Annotated in this window: 21 protein-coding genes; 6 read left to right on the top strand and 15 right to left on the bottom strand. The window is 40.5% G+C overall.

Annotation, left to right across the window (positions count from 1 at the left end):
- Window positions 1-20: 20 nt before the first annotated feature.
- The 3 genes from AC1DOK_RS09485 to AC1DOK_RS09475 form a co-directional block, all read right to left on the bottom strand.
- Window positions 21-2081 (bottom strand): S-layer homology domain-containing protein, encoded by a 2061-nt coding sequence (locus AC1DOK_RS09485; protein ID WP_477554010.1) that lies wholly within the window; start codon window positions 2079-2081, stop codon window positions 21-23.
- Window positions 2082-2346: 265 nt separating this feature from the next.
- Entirely contained in the window at window positions 2347-2604 is a 258-nt protein-coding gene (locus tag AC1DOK_RS09480) for a hypothetical protein (protein WP_477554009.1), read from the bottom strand.
- Between the two features lie 24 nt (window positions 2605-2628).
- Window positions 2629-2931, bottom strand: coding sequence for a hypothetical protein (locus AC1DOK_RS09475; RefSeq protein WP_477554008.1), 303 nt, complete (start codon window positions 2929-2931; stop codon window positions 2629-2631).
- Between the two features lie 331 nt (window positions 2932-3262).
- On the opposite strand from AC1DOK_RS09475, the gene AC1DOK_RS09470 reads away from it, so the two are divergent.
- The gene (locus AC1DOK_RS09470; protein ID WP_477554007.1) at window positions 3263-3496 is read left to right on the top strand and encodes a hypothetical protein; all 234 of its coding nucleotides are present in this window, start codon (window positions 3263-3265) and stop codon (window positions 3494-3496) included.
- Between the two features lie 161 nt (window positions 3497-3657).
- On the opposite strand, the gene AC1DOK_RS09465 is transcribed toward AC1DOK_RS09470, so the two are convergent.
- Entirely contained in the window at window positions 3658-5553 is a 1896-nt protein-coding gene (locus AC1DOK_RS09465; protein ID WP_477554006.1) for a PrkA family serine protein kinase, read from the bottom strand.
- Window positions 5554-6035: 482 nt separating this feature from the next.
- Between AC1DOK_RS09465 and AC1DOK_RS09460 the strand changes: the two genes are divergently transcribed.
- Both AC1DOK_RS09460 and AC1DOK_RS09455 read left to right on the top strand, forming a co-directional pair.
- Window positions 6036-6377 (top strand): hypothetical protein, encoded by a 342-nt coding sequence (locus AC1DOK_RS09460; RefSeq protein ID WP_477554005.1) that lies wholly within the window; start codon window positions 6036-6038, stop codon window positions 6375-6377.
- Entirely contained in the window at window positions 6293-7045 is a 753-nt protein-coding gene (locus AC1DOK_RS09455) for a DUF2161 family putative PD-(D/E)XK-type phosphodiesterase (protein WP_477554004.1), read from the top strand. Before AC1DOK_RS09460 ends, AC1DOK_RS09455 begins: the two co-directional genes overlap by 85 nt.
- Here AC1DOK_RS09455 and AC1DOK_RS09450 read toward each other — a convergent pair.
- The gene (locus AC1DOK_RS09450; protein ID WP_477554003.1) at window positions 7042-7203 is read right to left on the bottom strand and encodes a hypothetical protein; all 162 of its coding nucleotides are present in this window, start codon (window positions 7201-7203) and stop codon (window positions 7042-7044) included. The genes AC1DOK_RS09455 and AC1DOK_RS09450 overlap by 4 nt on opposite strands.
- 248 nt (window positions 7204-7451) lie before the next feature.
- Here AC1DOK_RS09450 and AC1DOK_RS09445 point away from each other — a divergent pair, with 248 nt between their 5' ends.
- Both AC1DOK_RS09445 and AC1DOK_RS09440 read left to right on the top strand, forming a co-directional pair.
- Entirely contained in the window at window positions 7452-7901 is a 450-nt protein-coding gene (locus AC1DOK_RS09445; protein WP_477554002.1) for a hypothetical protein, read from the top strand.
- Complete coding sequence (locus AC1DOK_RS09440) at window positions 7901-8962, top strand: phosphodiester glycosidase family protein (RefSeq protein WP_477554001.1); 1062 nt, start codon at window positions 7901-7903, stop codon at window positions 8960-8962. The genes AC1DOK_RS09445 and AC1DOK_RS09440 overlap by 1 nt, the downstream gene beginning before the upstream one ends.
- Before the next feature lie 319 nt (window positions 8963-9281).
- On the opposite strand, the gene AC1DOK_RS09435 is transcribed toward AC1DOK_RS09440, so the two are convergent.
- From AC1DOK_RS09435 to serC, 3 genes are all read right to left on the bottom strand, one after another.
- Window positions 9282-9536 (bottom strand): AbrB/MazE/SpoVT family DNA-binding domain-containing protein, encoded by a 255-nt coding sequence (locus AC1DOK_RS09435; RefSeq protein ID WP_477554000.1) that lies wholly within the window; start codon window positions 9534-9536, stop codon window positions 9282-9284.
- 165 nt (window positions 9537-9701) lie between these two features.
- Window positions 9702-10166, bottom strand: a complete 465-nt coding sequence (gene trmL / locus AC1DOK_RS09430; RefSeq protein ID WP_477553999.1) for a tRNA (uridine(34)/cytosine(34)/5-carboxymethylaminomethyluridine(34)-2'-O)-methyltransferase TrmL — start codon at window positions 10164-10166, stop codon at window positions 9702-9704.
- A 200-nt stretch (window positions 10167-10366) separates the two neighbouring features.
- A complete protein-coding gene (gene serC, locus AC1DOK_RS09425; RefSeq protein WP_477553998.1) occupies window positions 10367-11458 on the bottom strand; it encodes a 3-phosphoserine/phosphohydroxythreonine transaminase in 1092 nt (363 codons plus the stop codon).
- Window positions 11459-11612: 154 nt separating this feature from the next.
- Between serC and AC1DOK_RS09420 the strand changes: the two genes are divergently transcribed.
- Complete coding sequence (locus tag AC1DOK_RS09420; RefSeq protein WP_477553997.1) at window positions 11613-12050, top strand: Dps family protein; 438 nt, start codon at window positions 11613-11615, stop codon at window positions 12048-12050.
- Window positions 12051-12127: 77 nt separating this feature from the next.
- On the opposite strand, the gene aroF is transcribed toward AC1DOK_RS09420, so the two are convergent.
- The 7 genes from aroF to thrS form a co-directional block, all read right to left on the bottom strand.
- The gene (gene aroF / locus AC1DOK_RS09415) at window positions 12128-13171 is read right to left on the bottom strand and encodes a 3-deoxy-7-phosphoheptulonate synthase (RefSeq protein WP_477553996.1); all 1044 of its coding nucleotides are present in this window, start codon (window positions 13169-13171) and stop codon (window positions 12128-12130) included.
- A gap of 243 nt (window positions 13172-13414) precedes the next feature.
- Entirely contained in the window at window positions 13415-14374 is a 960-nt protein-coding gene (locus tag AC1DOK_RS09410) for a 4-hydroxy-3-methylbut-2-enyl diphosphate reductase (protein ID WP_477553995.1), read from the bottom strand.
- 94 nt (window positions 14375-14468) lie between these two features.
- Window positions 14469-16019 carry a sensor histidine kinase gene (locus tag AC1DOK_RS09405; protein ID WP_477553994.1) on the bottom strand — a complete coding sequence of 517 codons (1551 nt, stop codon included), beginning with the start codon at window positions 16017-16019 and terminating at the stop codon, window positions 14469-14471.
- 4 nt (window positions 16020-16023) lie between these two features.
- Window positions 16024-16713, bottom strand: coding sequence for a response regulator transcription factor (locus AC1DOK_RS09400; RefSeq protein ID WP_477553993.1), 690 nt, complete (start codon window positions 16711-16713; stop codon window positions 16024-16026).
- A 172-nt stretch (window positions 16714-16885) separates the two neighbouring features.
- Window positions 16886-18514: a S1C family serine protease gene (locus AC1DOK_RS09395; RefSeq protein WP_477553992.1), complete on the bottom strand. Its 1629-nt coding sequence runs from the start codon at window positions 18512-18514 to the stop codon at window positions 16886-16888.
- Window positions 18515-18767: 253 nt separating this feature from the next.
- Window positions 18768-19490, bottom strand: coding sequence for a 3D domain-containing protein (locus tag AC1DOK_RS09390; RefSeq protein WP_477553991.1), 723 nt, complete (start codon window positions 19488-19490; stop codon window positions 18768-18770).
- Window positions 19491-19605: 115 nt separating this feature from the next.
- Window positions 19606-21552 (bottom strand): threonine--tRNA ligase, encoded by a 1947-nt coding sequence (thrS, locus tag AC1DOK_RS09385; RefSeq protein ID WP_477553990.1) that lies wholly within the window; start codon window positions 21550-21552, stop codon window positions 19606-19608.
- Window positions 21553-21864 lie beyond the last annotated feature (312 nt).

Genomic DNA, 21864 nt, shown 5'->3' with positions numbered 1-21864 from the left:
TTTAATAGAACAACTAATACTTATGGTGTTAATGCATTTCCTGGTGTTAAGTAGTATTGCGTTTGTCCTGGCTTAGCTAGTGTACTTAGTGTGAATACGCCACCTGTTACAGTTCCTTTTGCTGTTATACCTTCTCCTTCAACCCAGATTGTTGGTAATTGGTAAGCTTCCGTTGTGTTTATTAGATTCGCTCCATTAATTGCTAATAAACTATCTTCTGTTACTCCACTTCCTTGTCCTACTTCAATTCCACCAAATYCATTATCTGATACATCTACTGTTCCATCTAGGGTTACGGTTGATCCATTTACCATGATCCCACCATTACCATTTGTTGCTGTTACGTTATTTAATGTAGCTGTTGTTAGGTATACCTGGATTGCATATGTGCCGACCCATGTTGATGGTGATGCTAGCCCTGCATCTACTACTAAGTTATTTAACGTTACTGGCGCATAGATTATGATTCCATCATCAACTGTGCCTGTTGCATTTGCTAATCCTGTAAAGCTCAATGTTTTACCGTTACCATTGATTGTCAATGCTCTACTAATTTCTAGGCTTGATGTTAATTCAATATTTCCTTTTAAGTTAATTGTTGTGATTTCTGGCTTTGCTACTGCTGCTTCCAATTCTGCTTTTGTACCTACATTTGCTACTGTTGGGTCTGGTGTCGGTGTCGGTGCAGGTGTTTCTGTTGGTCTAGGCGTTTCTGTTGGCGCTGGTGTTGCTGTCGGTGTTGGTGTACTACTTCCACCATCCGAACCTCCACCACTATTTCCACCACTACTGCTACCTCCTGAAGTTGCTGGAGGAGCTGTAACAATGCTACCGCTCGCTGGACCATTAACGCTCTTAGGTTTTTTAGCGAATGAGGAGCCTTTTGCACCATCATTGATAGTAGCTGACTCAATTGTTCCTTGACCTAACATTTTCACTATTGCATCAAGTACAAGACTCTCAATTGAACTTCCACTTGGAACTTCTACAGAGATCGATTGAGCTAATACATGTACATTCTCGAATGAACCCACTAGAACAACCTTGGAGTTCTTAGGAAGTAGATTTGCTAGTATTACATTAATAAATCCTGCACCCGTTAGACCTGATTCCTCAAGCTTAGCACCTGATTGTAGAATTATTTCTTGAACAGATGTACTACCTTTGGCAACAATGCGAATGCTGCCGTCTTTCTTATCAACTACGATCGTGATAAACACGGAGTCGATCAAGTGAATGGAGTTTGCTCCTCCACCTTTAATTGTAGTTGTACCTTCTGCTCTCACATTCGTAAGCGTAACATCACCCTTACCGATGCCTTCGCCCAATAATAGATTACCTTTGATTACTGTGTTCTTAAGTGTTACACCTGGAACAGTAACTGTTACATTACCTGCAATTACTTCAGTCCCTGTTTCAGGACCATATGTACCAGCAACGTCATAGGTTTTACTATTCATCGCAAAAAAGGCTTGAACAGCACTATTAAGCGCAACAATTGTTTCTGCACGAGTGATTGAGTTAGTAGGTTTGAAAGAACCATCAGGCAGGCCTCTTAATAGCCCCTTGCTAACAAGAGTACCTACAGCTCCTTTACTCCAGCTTGCTAGATCGCTAGCATCTGTCAGTGATGAAACATCACCTTGCGTTGTATCAAGCTTTAAGAGGTTCGCAATCATTACAGCTGCTTCTTCACGAGTTACCTCGTTCTTAGGTCCGATCTTATTATCGGGATAGCCTTTAATATAACCAGCTGTAACTGCTATAGACAGTTGGTCATATTCCCAGCTATCAGATTTCAGATCGTTAAATGTAACGTCTGATTTCACTGTAAGACCGAGAACTCTGTTAATCAGAGTAACGAACTCGGCACGAGTGATATTATTATTAGGCTTGACGCTACCATCTGAATAACCTGTTAACCAACCTTTAGCAATCCATTCCTTAAGTGTTGGTGCGGCCCATGATCCTTCAACATCTGAAGCTGTAGTTGAAGCAGCTACCATGCTAAAAGTCGAAAACATCAAACAAACTGCTAGCATTGTTGATAAAAATCTTTTTGCTGTGTTTCTTTTCTTCATTTTTTTCCTCCTAGTTATAATTATTAAGTTGAGCAAAGATTCACCCATATCTTTATTACTATTCGACACCATTCTTCAATTACCTTTCAAATTTTTATATTTATTAAATTATTATGAAAAATCATATTATAAGGACAAACCGTCCACGCAGCGTTCATCTATCGGCACCATTACAATTTTTCAAGCACTGATTTTAGTATTAAGCCCACAAAAAAAAGACAACCTTATCCACAATAAGATTGTCTTCTGTCCAAATCCAGTTCATTTATATCAAAGTAATTACAATCGAAATAAGCATCAATACAATTCCACCCCAGAGAAGCTTGGAACGCTTCAGTCTTGCAAGTCCTTTGTCCTGTCTTTCGATGATGGTTTGTTTTCTTGGCGTTTCATACTCCCCTGGTTTCTTGTCGCTCTTAAGAGGAAAGAATCCTTGAGGACCAACTCCACTGATTAGGACACCTAGTATAATAGCAATCAAAGAAATATAAAAAAGAGTATTCGAAATGTCAACCAACTTCATATCTTCCCATCCTTGTCTAGACTATTATTTTTTGATTGCATAGACCCGTATTCGCTTATAGTCTGCAATCCATACATCATCATGAAACAAGCCGATTCTTAGCTGCTCATTAATCTCTTTATAGGCAAGCGGACGGTCAATATGTTTGGCATAAACAACATGGAATCCGTACTGTTCTAATAAAGAAGTATAAGTCCCGATACTTGGAAAATACCAAGGATTAAGCGTTGAGGCATCAAACAGCATCAAATGGCTGTGTCGTTCGAAATTCACGAGCATCTTGTACTTCGAACTGAAGGTTGGGATATTTGAGCTTAGCTTCCGCAATCAGCACTCCCTAATTGTGACACATATCCCATTTTATCATCGTAATGCTTAGCATTCCACTGTTTCATTCGATATATAGACAAATTAAACCATTTTGATCTATATATAGCCTTAATTGAAGCAGCTATAGGTATTATGAAATTGATTCAGTTATAAATAATATTCTTTATAGCTTTTGCCTAATGTCGACTGAAAATAACGAAAAAACCCTTTAAGAGCAGAGCTCCTAAAAGGCTTTAAACTTCATTGACTTCATTGACTTCATTGACTTCATTGACTTCATAGGCTTCATAGGCTTCATTATGAACCGATCAATAAGGTGGATTATAGAGTGGATAAACCGGATATTGATATTGGTTTTGATCTGAATTGGGGTACGGATATGATGGTGGATAGGGATAATAGGTTTGTTGATTACCGTAGCGAAATGGACTTAATAGTTGAAATGGTAATTGCGATGGTCCACCCCCAATATCTCTTTGACCTGGAGAACCTCCGCCATGTTGAGGAAAGCTTCCGCCGTGATGTGCTGGCCCTGAATTATGATTTCCATGTAGTGGTCTAATTGCAGGTCTGTCTATGATTTGATTCTCATTCGTTATCGCCATTTAGATGACTCACAGTCCTTTCTTATACAAAGTAAGGTGCTTGATACACACGATATATGACATCATATGTGTGTATGCCTATACTGTGTGTCATCCAAACGATAAAATGGGCGATCACTTATCGATTGAGTAAGGAGCCAACATAACGAAGTAATTCATTTGCGCAAGCTGGACAATAGCCATGCTCATCAATTAACTGCTTCGTAACTTCATTAATCTTCTTGAGCTGTTTCTCATCAGGTGTCTTAGTGGAAGTCGTAATTTTGACAATATCCTTCAAATCATTGAATAGTTTCTTCTCAATTGCTTCGCGCAAACGATCATGAGAGCTGTAGTCGAATTTACGAGATTTTCTGGAATAGGCGGAAATTCGGATGAGTATTTCTTCGCGGAAAGCTTTCTTGGCATTCTCAGATATACCAATCTGTTCTTCGATTGATCGCATTAGCCGCTCATCCGGATCGACTTCTTCACGCGTAAGTGGATCGGTGATTTTACCCCAATTACAATAAGCTTCAATATTATCTAAATAATTCTCGAATAAAGTTCGAGCTGACTCTTCATAGGAGTAGACAAATGCCTTTTGAATTTCCTTCTTGGCAATTTCGTCATATTCCTTCCGTGCTACTGAGATAAAATTCAAATAGCGCTCTTTCTCTTCTTTGGTAATCGAGGGATGCTGGTCGAGACCATCCTTAATCGCACGCAATACATCAAGCGCATTAATGCATTCAAGGTCGCCTCGAATAAGAGCACTCGATATGCGATTAATAACATAACGAGGATCGATACCTGACATACCTTCTTCAGCAAATTCATTTTGCATTTCTCGAAGATCAGACTCTTTGTAACCCTCCACAGTCTCACCGTTATAGAGATGTAATTTCTTCAGTAAGTCCATCCCTTGTTTCTTTGATTCCTTGAGTCTGGTTAGAATGGAGAAAAATGCAGAAGCCCTAAGCGCATGAGGTGCAATATGTACATGGCTCATGTCACTTTGTGCAATCAGCTTGGTATAAATCTTCTCTTCTTCTGTTACCTTGAGATTATAAGGGATTTGCATCACAATCATACGTGACTGCAGTGCTTCATTCTTCTTATTCGTGATAAAGGATTTATATTCGGCCTCATTCGTATGGGCAATGATCAATTCATCTGCTGAAATTAAAGCAAACCTTCCTGCTTTAAAATTACCCTCCTGTGTCAGCGACAACAAATTCCACAGGAATTTTTCGTCACATTTAAGCATCTCTTGGAACTCCATAATGCCTCGATTCGCCTTGTTCAATTCTCCATCGAACCGATACGCTCGTGGGTCCGATTCCGAACCAAACTCTGTGATCGTAGAAAAATCGATAGACCCCGTTAAATCAGCAATATCTTGCGACTTCGGATCTGATGGCGAGAATGTCCCAATTCCGACTCGTGCCTCTTCTGAAATGAGTACACGTTCAATTTCTACCTGATCAATCCGATCATCGAATTCTGTTCGAAGTCGCATTTGGCAGGATGGGCATAAGGTTCCTTCTATCCGAATCCCTAGATTACGTTCCACCTCTGGTCGAAGCTCATGAGGAATCAGATGAAAAGGGTCTTCATGCATTGGACAGCCCTTAATTGCGTATACTGCCCCTCGATCTGTTCTAGAGAAGGCCTCAATTCCACGTTTAAGTATCGTTACGATTGTCGATTTGCCTCCACTGACTGGACCCATCAATAATAAAATCCGTTTACGCACATCAAGTCGCCGGGCTGCAGAATGAAAGTACTCTTCAATTAGCTTTTCAATAGACCGATCAAGTCCAAAAATCTCTTGATCAAAAAATTTATATCGACGCTGGCCGTTCTCCTCATAAATGCCATGTGATGCGATCATCTCGTATACACGCGAATGAGCTGACATTGTCAAATGAGGGTTCTGACGAACGAGCTCGATATATTGTGCAAATGTTCCTGACCACGCTAATTTTTCCTTCTCATCACGATATTCTGCGATTCGTTTAAAAATGTCCATGAGGAACCTCCTACAAGCATTTGCCATAAGCTTTCCGAAGGAAAGCTATCTTCGGAAGGTGTATTACATACCTATGCGAGTAGAAGGATATAGTTTCGTACAATTTTTTTATAAGAAGTATAAGAAGAAAAGATTTCGTTATTTTGATTAAAGCAACTTTTTGTTCTGAAACTATTGTATTTCATCTAATCAACAACTGTCGTTCGATATAGATCATGCTATAATGCAAGAAGAAAACGGTTTGAGATTTGAATCAATTTCATAATACCTTTAGCTGCTTTAATCGGGAGTATATATAGATCAAAACGGTTTAATTTGTCTATATATAGTTTCAATATAATCATTTAGATCAGTTATGAAATTGATTCATTTGTAAATATTAACAAATTTATCTATATTTCGTGCTATATGTTAGGCTCTAAATCATAATCAGTGCTTGCTAAAGACAAAACCATATGCAGATCGTAGCGTAGAGGACGGAATTGTCCTGGAGAAGCGAAGCGTTCGCCTACAAGTTTTCCGAAGGAAAACTACTTCGTAAGCGTATGCCTTTGCCACCGGATTTCTACCGCTATAAGCGGTATACGATCAAGAAATCTGGGGGCAACAGCGATCGTAAGGATAATCCGTCCACGCAGCATTCATCAATCGACACGATTCCATTTTTTCAAGCACTGATTTTGGTGTTGAGCCATATGTTAATGAAGCAAATTGAAATGTCTTGTAAGGGAGAGCGGACATGGCTATACATACAGAAACTGAATTATATGATCCAGTCAAAAAATATTGGGAGAATCGTGGGTATGAGGTGCGCGGAGAAGTAAAACATTGCGATCTTGTAGCTGTAAGAGAAGACGAGCTAGTTGTGGTCGAGCTTAAGCGAAGCTTCAGTGTACCTCTGCTTGCGCAGGGCATTGAACGCCAGAAACTATCAGATCGCGTGTATCTTGCAATCGAGCTCCCGAGCAAAGGCAAAGCACCCCATCGCCTTCAGTGGAGTGAGATCAGGCGTATGTGTGAGCTACTCGGACTCGGGCTCATCACAGTCCGCTTCTATAAGACGAGGCGGGAGCCGCTCGTCGAGGTGGTGTGCCATCCGCCGCTGCACGCTGCGGCGATGGAGATGAAGCGCACCCCTGCGAAGCAGGTGCGCGTGAGTAAGAAGGCCGCTGCACGCTTAGCGGCCGAGTTTGAGAGCCGCCACGGTGACTTCAACGTGGGCGGCTCTCCAGGCGGTAAGCGGCGTGTCACCGCTTACCGTGAACGGGCGCTGCTGTGCGCCGCAGCGCTCTCACAGCACGGTCCGCTAAGCCTGCGGGAGCTGCGGGAGCGGACCGGTTGCGCTAGCGTAGCGCAGCTGATGCAGCAGAATGTCTACGGCTGGTTCCGTAGACAGCAGCGAGGCGTCTACGCCCTCTTGCCGGAGGGCGAAACTGCACTTACCACGACGTTCGCAGACGTCGTCTCTGTCATTGCACGTGATCTGCACTAGCTACCATCACTTTGTTCATTCATTGATTCTACTTCTGCAGAAAATCGTTGTGATTGCTCATCCTCAAGATCACTTAACTCCTTTGCCCGGTTTTCTGCAGCAGTCTCAGCATTCGTAATAGCCGTACTTAAACTTTGATCCTCGGTAGGATTACTCATAAAGAACACTCCTCTCAACAATTAGTAAACTGACAAGTCATCTAACAAGCTTTCATACAGCTTCATACTTAATTAACCACCAAAATGGAACCTTCGAATCATTTTTTAGGCTTGATCTAGTTCCAAAGTCATTTTGTCAGCGCAATTCGACTTAGTGTATACTAGAAAAGGATAATTCAAACAGCTTCGCTGAATAAATTGTCGAACTAAATAAGTAAATGCACTTATTTTGCCGAGGTGACTATTAGATGATGAATACACCGTTAGGCACTGCTGCACGTGTGGATCATTCTACGGGTATGGCTATGTCTACAAGTAAAGTTAAGAAGAAGAAAAATATCACCTATCGCGTTTTTTTTACGATCTGGATTATTCTGATCCTAAGTGGTATTGCGGCAGCTTTTTTCTACACCCAATTACTCAAGCAGCAGATTACTAGTGACATTACACACCAAACGAATGAGCAATTAAAGCAAGTTAAAGCGAATTACCAAGAGCAACTTACCTTATTGCAAACCGATGTACAAGCTCGGATAGGTCAATTAGAGGCGAAGGTCAACTCACTCAGTGAGCAGCTGTCTTTTACAAGTGATGCTACTAATACCAAGACGGACAGTTCAAACTCGTTATATACCCAGCTTGCCGAACTCCGTAAGCAGCTCGATGAGCTCAAAGCAAACCTGGATGTGTTGAAATAATGAATAAAGTCCAGGCCCTAAATCGATTGATGCTATTATTCATAGCTCCTTTTATCGGTATTGTAATATGCCTATACCAAGTAAATATGTCAATAGAAGTTCCAAAATTAGCTACTTCTGTAGAATACATACCCATTAATTTAAATACGTCCATATTAGAAGCCAAACTAGAGGACGTAACATCAAAAGTAATAAATACAAAACCAACGATTGAAAGCTTTGATTCTCTCTACGAGCAAAGTGCGCTCCAAGCAGCCCATATGCTCTCAACAGCTACAGCAAGCGCGCTAATGCCTGAGCAAATATATGATCAGGACATCATATCGAAGTTAGGTCGTCCTGCCAGACACGAGTCATCCGATAATATTGACCTCAAATTATTCGTATTAAATGAGAATAAATACAAGGGCTACGCTATGAAGGTGAAGCTAAAGTCAGATCAAGCAATGAAATTAGTACTCAGTAAAGATAAGCTTGGTGAAGCAGAAACAACCCTTCAAGCCGTAAATAGGTATAAGGCAGTTGCTGGTGTTAATGCAGGTAGATTCATTGAAAATAAAAAAGATCTTCTACCGATTGAAACCACAATCATAGACGGTCAATATACGACTGGATTTAATCCAAGCTACGGTGATTCTATATTTATCGGATTGAATCATAAACGAGAATTAATTGGCAGTAAACTTACATCGCAGAGTGAACTTGATCAATTAAATCCACAGTTTGGTGTAACCGCTGGTCCCATCTTGGTACAGAACGGTCTCAAAACAACGATTCCAAGTACATGGCAAGCCTCAACTGCTAGATCAGCCCGAACAGTTATTGCTAATTACACAGATAACCAGTTGCTATTTCTCGTCATTGAAGGTGATGAAACAAATAACCGTTCCGGAGCAACACTTCATGAATTGCAAGACCAGCTGATTCGGTTTGGAGTTAAGGACGCTTATAATTTAGACGGAGGAGGCTCATCCTCACTCGTTCTAAATAATGAAATGTTCAACCAACCGGCAGACGGTAAAGCTAGATCACTAGCCACTCATTTTTTATTCTTTAAGTAAAAATGTCACAGTATATTCAGAATGATTGATTTTCTTTTACTTCTTCTTTGGGGTATAATTAACCTATCTTTGACAATGTGCGAGGTGTATGACGATGTCAGCTACTTTCTGGATTGGTATTACAGTTTTCATTATTTTTATCACTGCAATCTTGACTTCATCTTATAACGAAGATAAAACAGCGGGATTGTAATAACAAGTAACGCAAAAATAGGCTGTGGTTTCCCTAAGTGGGAATCTCAGCCTATTTTTCTTGCTTTGCAGGAAACCTAGTTAGACCAAGCTGAACAATGAAGTTGCTCCCTCTTGGTATAAGCATCTATGCGCGTTCTCTTATTGAGTGCATTTGAGTTAGACAGACTGAGCAAATATGCCGATCTTTAAACTCACTTACACCATTCATCGCTCCACAAAACACACATTTTGGACGATATCTTTCCAAAATAATGTGGTCACCTTGCACTAAAATTTCAACCGGATCGCCTTCATTCATTTGATATCGTTTGCGTAAAGATTTTGGCAAAACGATTCTTCCCAGTTGATCCACTTTACGTACTACACCAGCCGGTTTCATCATGACCATTCACCCCATTTCCACAAATATGCCAATTGATGTAAGAAAAAACATATTCTCTATCCTTATAAGGTGGATATGTTTGTCTATCACATCTAAGATTCGCTATTTTTCTGAAAATTCCTTCCTATTTCAGAATGGAAGATAAATCTTTATGTCGAATGATTAATTTAGGCCAGGGAAATTAATTTGTCTGAGCGCTTCATAAACGATAATTGCTGCTGAATTGGATAAATTCAGCGATCTAACCGCATCAGACATTGGCAAACGGAGTAAAGTATCAGGATGAGCTTCTAGAATAGCCGGAGGCAGTCCCTTAGTTTCTTTGCCGAATACGAAAAAGTCCCCATCTCTAAATTCAAAATCAGAGTATTGTTTAGACGCCTTCGTCGTTGCTAGAAAGAACCGACTACCTGCATATTTCTCCGTCACTTCTGCGAATGAATTATGATATTCGAGCTTAACAGAATGCCAATAATCAAGTCCTGCACGCTTCAATGTTTTGTCATCCGTATTAAAGCCTAATGGATGAACTAAGTGTAAATGAGTTCCTGTTGCTGCACATGTTCTTGCGATGTTTCCCGTGTTAGCCGGGATTTCTGGTTCTACTAACACAATATGAAATGCCATGTTGTCTCTTCACCTCTGAATGTATCGTATTACACAATGAACTTGAAATCAATAATGATGCACAAGAAGAAATGGTTTCATCGTCTTTAAAAGGGCAGATGCGTTTCTTATTATGAAATTGATTCGATTCAGTTATAAATTCTATATCACTAAAAAAAGTATACATTGATTTATTCAATGTATACTTCTTTCATCATTTATTAGCTGTTCTTAATCTGAAAATCACGCATGAACTGAGCAAGTGCTTGGCATGCTTCTACTGGAACAGCGTTATACGCTGATGCACGAAGACCTCCAACACTACGGTGGCCCTTTAGCCCAACAAATCCGGCTACTTGAGATTGCTTGATGAACTCTTTCTCAAGATCTTCGTTAGCCAGTCGGAATGTCAGGTTCATGATGGAACGACTTCCTACCTCAGCACAACCAGTATAGAATCCACCAGATGTATCAATTGCATCGTAGATAAGCTGCGCTTTATCACGATTGATTTGTTCAATTACAGCTAAGCCACCTTGTTCTTTGATCCATTTCAGAACAAGATTAACCATATAAACCGAATACACTGGTGGTGTATTGTATAGTGAATTGTTCTTGCTATGAATTTCATAACGGAACATAGTCGGAATATTCTTAGGCAAATCCTGAAGCATATCTTCACGAACGATCACAACAGTCACACCTGATGGACCGAGGTTCTTCTGTGCTCCTGCGTATATCATTCCGAATTTTGAGATATCTACGGGTCTACACAAAATATCAGAGGACATATCTGCAATAAGTGGAACGTTTCCTGTATCCGGGTAATCTTGATATTGGGTACCGCCAATGGTTTCATTTGAAGTAATGTGCAAATAAGCAGAATTCGGATGGATTTGAATATCGTTTAAGTCTGGAATACGCATATAATTCTCTGCTTCAGAGCTAGCCGCAATATGTACTTCGCCGCCAAGTAATTTTGCTTCTTTCCAAGCTTTTTCAGCCCAAGCTCCCGTATCCACATAGCTGCCCACTTGACCTGATTTTAAGAAGTTCATAGGGATCATAGCGAATTGAGAGGTAGCTCCACCTTGTAAGAACAAAATTTGATAGCCAGTAGGTATCTCGAAGAGTTCTTTGAGAAGCTCTTGAGTTTCATTGTTTAAGGCTTCATACTCACTGCTGCGATGGGAAATCTCCATAATAGACATGCCAATTCCCTTATATTCAACTAATTCCTGCTGTGCGCGTTCAAGTACTGCTAAAGGCAATGCTGCTGGACCCGCATTAAAATTGTAAGTACGTTTACCCATGTCTCTCACTCCCTATTTTTCTGTGTAATATTCCTATGATAGCAAGTTTATTGTGAAGCTTCAATAGATATGTGAAATATACCACTATTGATTTGACTTCAGACGTCCAAGTGGTAAAATTGAACATAGTTCAATTAAAGGAGGATGTTTTATTATGTCAACTCAGATCACTGAAGTATTGAACAAACAAGTGGCCAATTGGAATGTGCTTTATGTTAAGCTACATAATTACCATTGGAATGTACAAGGCCCACATTTCTTTACCTTACATGTGAAATTTGAAGAATTCTACAACGAGGCAGGATTACATATCGATGACCTTGCTGAACGCGTACTTGCTCTTGGTGGTAAACCAATTGCCAAAATGTCGGATTACTTACAAGTAGCTAGCATTAAAGAGGCTACTGGTAATGAATCAGCTGCACAAATGGTTCAAACCCTAATCGAAGATTATTCCACTATAATCGCTGAACTGAAAGTGGGAATGGATCTCGCACAAGAATCTAACGATGAAACAACTGCAGATGCACTACTTGCTATCCATTCAGAATTAGAAAAACATGTTTGGATGTTAACAGCATTTAATGCTTAAATAAATAATTACATAAATAAATAAATAGCGCACCTGCATAATTATAGGTGCGCTTTTTCTTTACCTAAATCATTGACCTATACATTCAGCACTAGTTTAGGTGTATCGAATTTTTTGCCGCATAGCGGAGCAAGCTTCTCAAGATCAACCATAAGATTTGCAAATTGATCTGGGAATAAAGACTGTACACCATCACCAGTCATAGAATTATCAGGGTCTGTATGCATTTCGATAATTAAGCCGTTAGCGCCAGCCGCAACAGATGCTTTAGCCATTGGCTCAACCAATTCTCTACGTCCTGTCCCGTGACTTGGGTCAGAGATGACAGGCAAGTGGCTTAGCGATTGTAGTACTGGTATAGCAGCAAGATCAAGTGTATTACGTGTATACGTCTCAAATGTACGTATCCCGCGTTCACAGAGCATTACATTGGGATTTCCGCCAGCTAAGATGTATTCTGCTGCGTTCAGGAACTCATCGTACGTAGCACTAAAGCCACGCTTGAGCAGAACGGGAGTCTGAATGGACCCAAGCTTACGAAGAAGATCAAAGTTCTGCATATTACGTGTACCAACTTGCAAGATATCAGCGTATTCAGCACATACATCTACATATTCCGGTGTCATAACCTCTGTAATGGTTAGAATACCATGCTTCTCGCCTGCTCTTGCCATCATTTCAAGCCCTTCAACACCAGTTCCTTGGAAGCTGTATGGACCTGTTCTAGGCTTAAATGCGCCACCGCGTAGAACCTGAGCACCCGCAGCTTTGACAAGTCTTGCTATTTCATCGATTTGCTCAGCAGTTTCAACTGCACAAGGACCACCCATTACAACTAGCTGATCGCCACCAATATCGACACCCTTGATCGAAATAACTGTATTCGCAGACTGAAACTCTCTTGATGCAAGTTTATATGACTTAGATATTTTCACAACTTCAGTAACACCTTTCATTTGACGCAATTGTTCTGCTAACTTAGGATCTGCTTTACCAATGATACCAATGACAATTCGATCTTCGCCTCTAACAACATGCGTATTAACCTCATGCTTCTCAATGAATTGAACAATTTCATTTAAACGCTCTTCTTGCAAACCTGCTGATGTAATTACGATCATTATAATTTTCCTCCAGTCAACTTCAGTGCGTCTTCGCTTTTAAGCTTTTATATATTAAAGTTTATATTACTCACTTAATGACATTTAGTCAAACACTATAACAATCTTTTGAGCTAGACGATATAAAATGGATTCAGGTAAGTTATGAAATTGATTCACGCAAAAAAACTCAGCAGAAACTATTTCTGCTGAGTCCTTTATCTTATTACTATTCAGATGCCTAATAACTACTATTCATGAGACCTACTTTGTAGCCGTTTTGGCTTGTTTAGCAGTAGGAATAAGCTTTTTCATGTTTATAGAACGTACAACCTGCCAGGAATTTTCATCCTGTGGATCAAAATTTTCTAGATTCGTAATGATTTCTTTCGTAATCGGTGTTGGTGTAGAGGCGCCCGAAGTGACTGCAACTTTACGAACGTTCAATAACCACTTCGGATCGATTTCCGTCACATCAGCGACACGATAGGCTCTAACACCTGCGACCTCTTCTGATACTTGAGCGAGTCGATTCGAATTATTACTCTTAGGATCGCCGACGACGATCACAAGATCAGCTTCCTTCGCTTGTTCTGCTACAGCTTCTTGTCTGACTTGAGTCGCTTGGCAAATTTCGTTATGAATCTCAGCATTTGGAAAGCGTTCAAGCAGTCTATTCATTGTATGTTTAATATCCCATTGACTCATTGTTGTCTGGTTCGTAATTAGAATACGACCTGGCTTCAATTGCAGTGCTTCCACTTCCTCAACATGCTCAATCAAATAAACATGATCAGGCGCAACGCCTACTGCTCCCTCTGGCTCAGGATGACCTTTTTTGCCAATATAGATGACTTCATATCCTAACGCTACCTTCTCACGAATCAAATCATGTGTTCTTGTAACGTCTGGGCAAGTCGCATCTACGACAGTCAAGCCCTTCTCACGAGCACGCACACGTACTTCCGGTGAAATTCCGTGAGCGGTAAAAATAACCGTTCCTTTATCGACCTTCTCCAGAATTTCCAAACGATTGGGTCCATCTAACGTAATGATGCCTTCTTCATTCTCAAAAAACTCTGTCACATGTGCATTGTGCACGATCATACCTAATATATAAATGGGACGTGGTAAATTTAAGTTTCTAGCTGTCTGCATCGCTATGGCCATTGCATCAACTACTCCGTAGCAATAACCTCTAGGAGAAATCTTAATGACTTCCATTCGAACCACTCCTTAGTACAAATCTTGTATATATATTAACCATTTAATTATAGCTTACATGAGGAATATTAGCTAGGAGCAACTACTGTACATCTTACATAATGTTATCAATTTCCTTCGTTTGATTCTTCGTTAGATTCGAAAGTGGTAGCCACACGATAAACCTGCTACCTTCATCTTTTCGAGTAATGACCTCCACTGACCCGCCATGTTCATCAATAATCCACTTCGCTATTGATAGACCTAAGCCTGTCCCCCCTGTTACTCCCCTTGAGAGATCTGCTCGATAGAAACGTTCGAATATTAGAGGGACCTCGGCCTTATCCATCCCAATACCGGTATCTGAAATACGAATTCCTATCTGTCCATTACCTAGTAAAGCATCTAACTCAACTGTACCTTCAGTCGTATATTTGAATGCATTCTCAATGAAAATCATCAGCATCTGTTGCAAATAATCATTGTTTCCCATTACGAATTTATCCTGATCTAGTGCATCTAGATTACCTACATGCCAACTAGCTGTATGAGGCAGGAATTGAATCTTGCGAGCTACTTCTTCTACTAATGGTCTGAGCTCAAGCGGCTTTAGTTCCATTCTGAAGCCGGCATCGGCTCTTGCAAGTGCAAGCAAATCATTAACTAATTGGCTCATTCGTCTGGCTTCTCCGGCAATATCTTGCATCGCCTCTAATGACATTTGCATTTGCTCTGGATCTTGAATATAAATTCCCTTCGACTGGTTATGATCACCCGATTGTATCGCTTGCGTATTATTCAGATTTTGTCGCCACATTTTCTCAAGTAAATCTACATTTCCCCGAATGGTTGTAAGCGGAGTTCTTAGCTCGTGTGAAGCATCCGAGACGAACCTACGCTGTGTACCATAAGCTTCCTCTAGTTCAGAATAAACTATTTGAATTCGCGCTAACATGCTATTAATCGTTTCGGTTAATCGCCCGATTTCATCTGGAGGCCCCGTATATGCAATTCGCTTATCCAAATCAGAGCCTTTGCCAATCTGATCAGCTGATTTGATAATTTGTTCAATAGGCTGAAGTGCCTTTCTAGATAGGAACCAGCCAAAAGTTGCAGCGAGTATGACCGATACTAAAGCAAGAAAGAATAGCATATAAGTTAACAAATCAAAGAAACGTTTATACATACCAACAGAAATCGCACCTTGCAGCAGTCCAATCGTCGCGGAACTCCCATTTTCTCCTGTTGCTACAAACGGGATGTTATAAGTTAACAAAATATCATTGCCGAGAGGGACTTCTTCAAAAAACATTTGCTGCTGATCTGCTTTTTTCTTCATCGATTCTGTGACCGGTATATATAAGCCAGCTTCCTCCAGTCGTGAAGAACGACTCTTATTGTTATTCGTAAAATTATTAACTTGGTAGTCCATGTTAGAGTAACGGTCGCGTTCTCCTAGCTGTAGCTTGATATTTAACCCCTTAAGAGTTAACCATGCATTAGTTTCGACCCGATTGTATACTTCATGTGTTCGAGTACTTACATCCTTCTTGAGTTCCTGATAAATACTCATGTTCAAAAAGTAATAAAGACCTACACCGAACAGCAGTAATGTAATCGCTAGAATATTGGAGTACCACAGTGTTAAACGAAGTCGAATCGACATAACGTCATGATTCCCCCCTAAGCACATACCCCGCTCCGCGAACAGTTTGGATGATGCGTGTGTGGCCGTGTTCCTCCATTTTTTGTCTTAACAGTGCTATGTAAACCTCAAGCACATTAGATTCTCCACTAAAGTCATATCCCCAAATTTTCTCCATCAGTATATCTTTTGATAACACGCGATTCGGATTTTGCAATAGAAAATGCAAGAGATCAAACTCTTTGGCGGTTAGCTCAATAGAATGTTGATCACGGACAACTTCTCGAGATTCAACATTTAGGATCAAGTCCTCATAGGTTAGAATGGTATCCTGCTTAACAGTTGCTTCGCTGCGTCTTCTGAGCAGTACACGAACTCGTGCTAATAACTCTTCAAGTGCGAAGGGCTTAACAAGATAATCATCTGCTCCTAAGTCTAGACCACGCACACGATCACTAATTTCATCTTTGGCTGTTAACATCATAATGGGAACTTGGCTCCCACTTTCCCGAATCCTCCGGCATACTTCTAAGCCATCAATCTGTGGCATCATAACATCAAGAATAATGAGGTCAGGATCTTGTGTCAGCATAACTTTCAATCCATCTGCTCCATTTCCAGCTGTTGTAACGGTGTATCCTTCAAAAGCAAGTGCACGTTTAAGCATGGATGTAATTTTATCATCGTCGTCTATTACAATAATTGTTTCCCTCATATTGCCTCACCTCTTCAACCTATTTTACTAGAAATACCTACTCTGTGGAAATACTTGTTGAATGAAAGCAGAAGAAGCAAAGCACAAAGGGAACCCGATTCCCTTCATACCTTGCTTTTCCCATCATCGATATGCCAAATGAATCGCTACTTAGCATAATCCCAGTATGTGATTAATTTGGGGATTGCACGTACTCATTACGATCACCAATCGTAACCGTTAATTCAAGTTTCTCACCATCACGCATAATACCAAACTTAACCTTATCTCCAACCTTATGCGTTAGAATGATATCGCGTAATTCCTGTGCATTCTTAACACTTTTGCCTCCGATATCTACAACCACATCATATTGGCGAATACCAGCTGCAAATGCAGGGCTCTTGCGCTCAACACCCTGCATAAACGCACCTTCTGTATTTTTCAACTTAAGCTCAGTAACCCAGTCTTTATCAATATCTGTAGGCTGTACACCAATATATGGGCTAGGTGTCTTTGGAATTTCAACGTTATTCTTCAGATTATCCACAACCTTTGAGACAGTAGATGATGGAATCGCAAATCCAATGCCTTGTGCTTGAGAGCTAACCGCTGTGTTAATCCCAATCACTTCGCCTCGCATGTTGAGTAAGGGACCACCCGAGTTCCCTGGGTTAATGGAAGCATCTGTTTGGAACAAGTTCTCATAATTACGTGTACCCTTAGTATCTGGAATGGAAATTGGACGACCTTTGGCGCTAAGTACACCAACTGTGACAGTATGATCGAATCCATATGGATTACCAATCGCTACAACCCAGTCGCCTACCTTTACTTCATCTGCGTTCCCAAGAGGAAGGATCGGGAATTTCTCCGGACCTTCAATCTTTAAACAAGCAAGATCTAGCTCATATGAAGTTCCTAGAACTTTAGCAACGAAAGGTTTATCATAGCCTTCCACTGTAACCTTAACCTGATCTGCACCATCAATAACGTGTTGATTAGTTAAAATATAGCCAGAATCCTCAAAAATAAATCCAGTTCCCATACCCTGCTTTTGCAATTCTCCAGTATTTTTATCTTGATTCGTCTTAGGAGCTTCGCTACCAGAACTATCTCCAAAAAACTGTCTAAACCACTCATCGTTAAGTGGACTATTACTATTTCCTTGAGATGAACTGCTCTTCTTAACCAGACTCTCAACGAGAACGACAGCTTTAGATGATTGATCTACTATCCCTGAAATATCAGGTCTAGCTGTATCAAACGATGATTGAGTCGCATTGGAACTAGTCCCATTCTTGTTTGCATCCGTTCCTTGAGTGATCTTGTTGCCGCTTGATGCAAGTGTGCCGCCTTTAGTGAACCAATTATTATAATCAGCTGTCGCCATAAGACCACCTACCAGAATGACGCCAGCGGCAAAAGCGGCAAAGTATCCTTTGAAATTAGATTTCTTCTTCGGTGGTGTTGTCCAAGATCCTCCGTTACCAGATCCAGGTGAAGCCGGTGTAAATGGAATTTTGCCTCTCTCATCCCCATAAGTAATTGTGCGTAAAGGTTTAGGTGGCGTAATATCACTAGTTGGATTTCCATCTATATGTGAATATACAGGTGTCACATCTATTGGTTGATTTGGCTGTTTAGTTTCACTTGGTTCAACCTGATTCCTGTATGGGCCGTATGCATAATAAGTTGACTCATCCGGTTGATTAGAAGACACATTCTCCTTCTCTCTACCACCATTATCATTTGTTGGCTCTGCCTCATTCATGTTGTCTTTGAAAAAATCACTATAATCATTACGATTGTTATCAGTCATTAATTTTCCCCTCCGTTTAAATAACTATATCTGTTTATTTAATTAAGTATAACAAGCTATGTATATATAATCGTCTATCAACCTTAAATACACATTAAAATTGGGTAAATGACAGTTAAAAAGTTAGAAAGAGGGGTTGCCCCCTCTTTCTAGTTTGGCAGAGAGCTATACATGATGTCTCTACTGTTTACATCTTCTATTTTTGATTTTGCTCATTTTGCGATTTGTTTTTGCTGTAAGCTTAGCATTTGCATCACATAGTATTTCCATTCACCCTGTGAGCTGGTTGCTTCTGATTATGTGCAACAGGGAATAACTCAATTTTAGATTCATTCCAAATGGTCTTATTAAGCTTACCTACGCCTTTCTTGACTAGAAAAATATTCAGCTTCTTCTTACCCCATTCTTTATAGACCTGATCTTTGGTTTCGAAATATAAATCAATTTTCTTCCCTTTAATCGCACTACCGGTATCTGCGACAATACCATAACCATAACCTGGAATGTAGAGTATACTCCCGATCGGAAATACCTTAGGATCCGCAGCTATCGTGGAGAAGGAATTTACATCCCTCACGACCTTAACCCCAGAATAGGTAACGCCATACTCTGGATGATTCTTATCTTTACCAGTTGATTCTTTGCCAGCATAATAACCAGTGGCCACAACTTCTACAGGTACATATTTTTGTAAATCATGACCTAGATCAGGCTTATACTTATAGCTTTCTTGAACTGGTTCAGATTCCGGCTCAGGAAGCTCATGTACGACTTGCGGTTGATGTAAAGGAGCTGGATCAAGGCTCATTTGACTCCGTGTCAACTGAACTGCTGATTTATGCGGCCATGCATTTATTACACTCGTATTTTCTACTTTTGGACCATCTAATTGGTTTGATCCGGTGATCATAAACACAATCTGAATAAAAACCCACGCACTTACCCATTTCGAATGACTCAATAGTTTATTTAACATATGGTTATATCTCCCCCTACTAATGGAGTGTACCCATATGAGAGATAAAATAAACAACCCTTAAATCCAATTGTTGGAATTAAGGGTTGTTCTGAAATTATATAACTTGTTTAACTTAAGCTTCTACTCTGCCCTTGCGAGTAATATCAGTGGTAATCATCTCAACTACTGCTTCGATTGTATGAACGCCGATATCTCCTTCGCCACGCTTACGAACAGAGAAAGTGCCACTATTCATCTCATTCTCTCCCACAACAAGCATGTATGGGATCTTTTCAAGCTGTGCTTCACGAATTTTGTATCCGAGCTTTTCGTTACGAATATCATATTCAGTGCGAATACCAGATCCTTGAAGTCGCTCTGCTACCTCACGAGCGTAAGCTTCGTAGTTAGGTGATACAGGGATGACCTTAGCTTGAACTGGTGAGAGCCAAGTAGGTAAAGCACCCGCATAGTTCTCAAGCAGGTAAGCCATCATGCGTTCCATTGTCGAAATAATTCCGCGGTGGATAACAACAGGGCGATGCTTCTGTCCATCTTCGCCAACATATTCAAGTTCAAAGCGATCAGGAAGCAAGAAATCAAGCTGTGCAGTCGACAGCGTTTCTTCTTTCTTCAGAGCTGTTTTAATTTGAACATCTAGCTTAGGACCGTAGAAAGCTGCTTCACCTTCAGCTTCGTAGAATGGAATTCCCATTTCTTCTACAACTTCACGAAGCATACGTTGAGACATTTCCCACATAGCGTCGTTCGGGAAATACTTTTCTGTATCCTTAGGATCACGATAAGACAACCGGAAACGGTAATCAGTGATTCCAAAGTCTGCATATACCTGCTGAATTAAATGAACAACACGTCCGAATTCTTCTTTAATTTGATCTGGGCGACAGAAAATATGGGCATCATTGAGTGTCATTGCACGAACACGGTGAAGACCTGTCAATGCACCAGACATTTCATAACGATGCATCATACCAAGCTCAGCAATACGCACTGGTAGATCACGATACGAACGCATATCGCTCTTAAACACCATCATATGATGTGGACAGTTCATCGGACGAAGGACAAGCTCTTCGTTATCAAGTGCCATTGGAGGGAACATATCCTCTTTATAGTGATCCCAGTGACCTGATGTTTTGTAGAGTTCAACATTAGCAAGCACAGGTGTATAAACGTGAGAATAGCCTAATCTTTCCTCAAGATCAACGATATATCTTTCTAATGTACGACGAACTGTTGCACCATTAGGTAACCACATAGGCAAGCCTTGTCCAACTTCACGTGAGAAAGTAAACATTTTAAGCTCTCTACCCAGTTTACGATGATCACGTTTCTTCGCTTCTTCAAGTAGTACCAAATGCTCGTCCAGCTGCGCTTTCTTAGGGAAAGCTGTTCCATAAATACGTTGTAGCATTTTATTCTTGGAATCGCCTCTCCAATATGCACCTGCAATACTTAGCAATTTAAAGGCTTTAATGCGGCCAGTAGACGGCAAATGCGGTCCACGACATAGATCGAAGAATTCTCCTTGTGTATAGATTGTAATGGTAGCATCGTCTGAAAAATCCTTAATCAGATCAAGCTTAAGTGGATCTTCAAGCTCAGTGTAAATCGCAAGTGCTTCTTCTTTAGAAACAACGCGGTTTGTGATCGGCAAGTTCTCCCCAATAATACGCTCCATCATTTTCTCAATCTTTGGCAAGTCCTCTGGAGTAATGGATGTCTCCATATCAATGTCATAATAGAAACCGTCTTCAATAACAGGACCAATCCCTAGCTTCACATTACGGTCACCATAAATTCGCTTCAAAGCTTGTGCAAGTAAATGCGCTGTAGAGTGACGATATACTTCAAGTCCCGCTTCGGAATCAACTGTCAGAATTTCAAGATCAGCGTCATTCATGAGTATATAGCTCAAATCAACTGGCTTGCCATCGACTTTTCCAGCAATTGCATTCTTGCGTAGGCCTGTGGAGATCGACTCTGCCACACCTTCAATTGTTGTACCTTGCTCGTATTCTCTTACTGCTCCATCAGGTAATTTAACCTTGATTGTCATTTTACTTCCTCCTATACACATATATAAACATAATAAAAAGCGCAGTATTCATCCCATAAAGGGACGAGTGCGCTTAGCTCGTGGTTCCACCCTAATTTTGATCTGTCATAGATATACAAATCCTCATTAAAACATTCGTTAACGTGAATGAACCCGGCACTCTATACTAACGCTGATCTTAACTCGCGTATTCCATAGTGCGGCTACAAAGGGGTAAATTCCATGCGATGCAGTAGGAGCTTACAGCCTAATGTCTCCTATCTCTGAGCAGCTAACGTCAAGGAATTCATATCTTTGATTATTGCCTGTATT

The organism is Paenibacillus sp. P5_B5 (genome assembly GCF_056400365.1).
This window is presented reverse-complemented; position numbering and strand designations above follow the sequence as displayed.

Excerpts from the sequence above, each read along its gene's own strand:
- AC1DOK_RS09480 (WP_477554009.1), bottom strand. The coding sequence starts at position 2,604 with ATGAAGTTGGTTGACATTTCGAATACTCTTTTTTATATTTCTTTGATT.
- AC1DOK_RS09465 (WP_477554006.1), bottom strand. The coding sequence starts at position 5,553 with ATGGACATTTTTAAACGAATCGCAGAATATCGTGATGAGAAGGAAAAA.
- AC1DOK_RS09455 (WP_477554004.1), top strand. The coding sequence starts at position 6,293 with ATGGCTATACATACAGAAACTGAATTATATGATCCAGTCAAAAAATAT.
- AC1DOK_RS09450 (WP_477554003.1), bottom strand. The coding sequence starts at position 7,203 with ATGAGTAATCCTACCGAGGATCAAAGTTTAAGTACGGCTATTACGAAT.
- AC1DOK_RS09445 (WP_477554002.1), top strand. The coding sequence starts at position 7,452 with ATGATGAATACACCGTTAGGCACTGCTGCACGTGTGGATCATTCTACG.
- AC1DOK_RS09440 (WP_477554001.1), top strand. The coding sequence starts at position 7,901 with ATGAATAAAGTCCAGGCCCTAAATCGATTGATGCTATTATTCATAGCT.
- AC1DOK_RS09435 (WP_477554000.1), bottom strand. The coding sequence starts at position 9,536 with ATGAAACCGGCTGGTGTAGTACGTAAAGTGGATCAACTGGGAAGAATC.
- trmL (WP_477553999.1), bottom strand. The coding sequence starts at position 10,166 with ATGGCATTTCATATTGTGTTAGTAGAACCAGAAATCCCGGCTAACACG.
- serC (WP_477553998.1), bottom strand. The coding sequence starts at position 11,458 with ATGGGTAAACGTACTTACAATTTTAATGCGGGTCCAGCAGCATTGCCT.
- AC1DOK_RS09420 (WP_477553997.1), top strand. The coding sequence starts at position 11,613 with ATGTCAACTCAGATCACTGAAGTATTGAACAAACAAGTGGCCAATTGG.
- aroF (WP_477553996.1), bottom strand. The coding sequence starts at position 13,171 with ATGATCGTAATTACATCAGCAGGTTTGCAAGAAGAGCGTTTAAATGAA.
- AC1DOK_RS09410 (WP_477553995.1), bottom strand. The coding sequence starts at position 14,374 with ATGGAAGTCATTAAGATTTCTCCTAGAGGTTATTGCTACGGAGTAGTT.
- AC1DOK_RS09405 (WP_477553994.1), bottom strand. The coding sequence starts at position 16,019 with ATGTCGATTCGACTTCGTTTAACACTGTGGTACTCCAATATTCTAGCG.
- AC1DOK_RS09400 (WP_477553993.1), bottom strand. The coding sequence starts at position 16,713 with ATGAGGGAAACAATTATTGTAATAGACGACGATGATAAAATTACATCC.
- AC1DOK_RS09395 (WP_477553992.1), bottom strand. The coding sequence starts at position 18,514 with ATGACTGATAACAATCGTAATGATTATAGTGATTTTTTCAAAGACAAC.
- AC1DOK_RS09390 (WP_477553991.1), bottom strand. The coding sequence starts at position 19,490 with ATGTTAAATAAACTATTGAGTCATTCGAAATGGGTAAGTGCGTGGGTT.
- thrS (WP_477553990.1), bottom strand. The coding sequence starts at position 21,552 with ATGACAATCAAGGTTAAATTACCTGATGGAGCAGTAAGAGAATACGAG.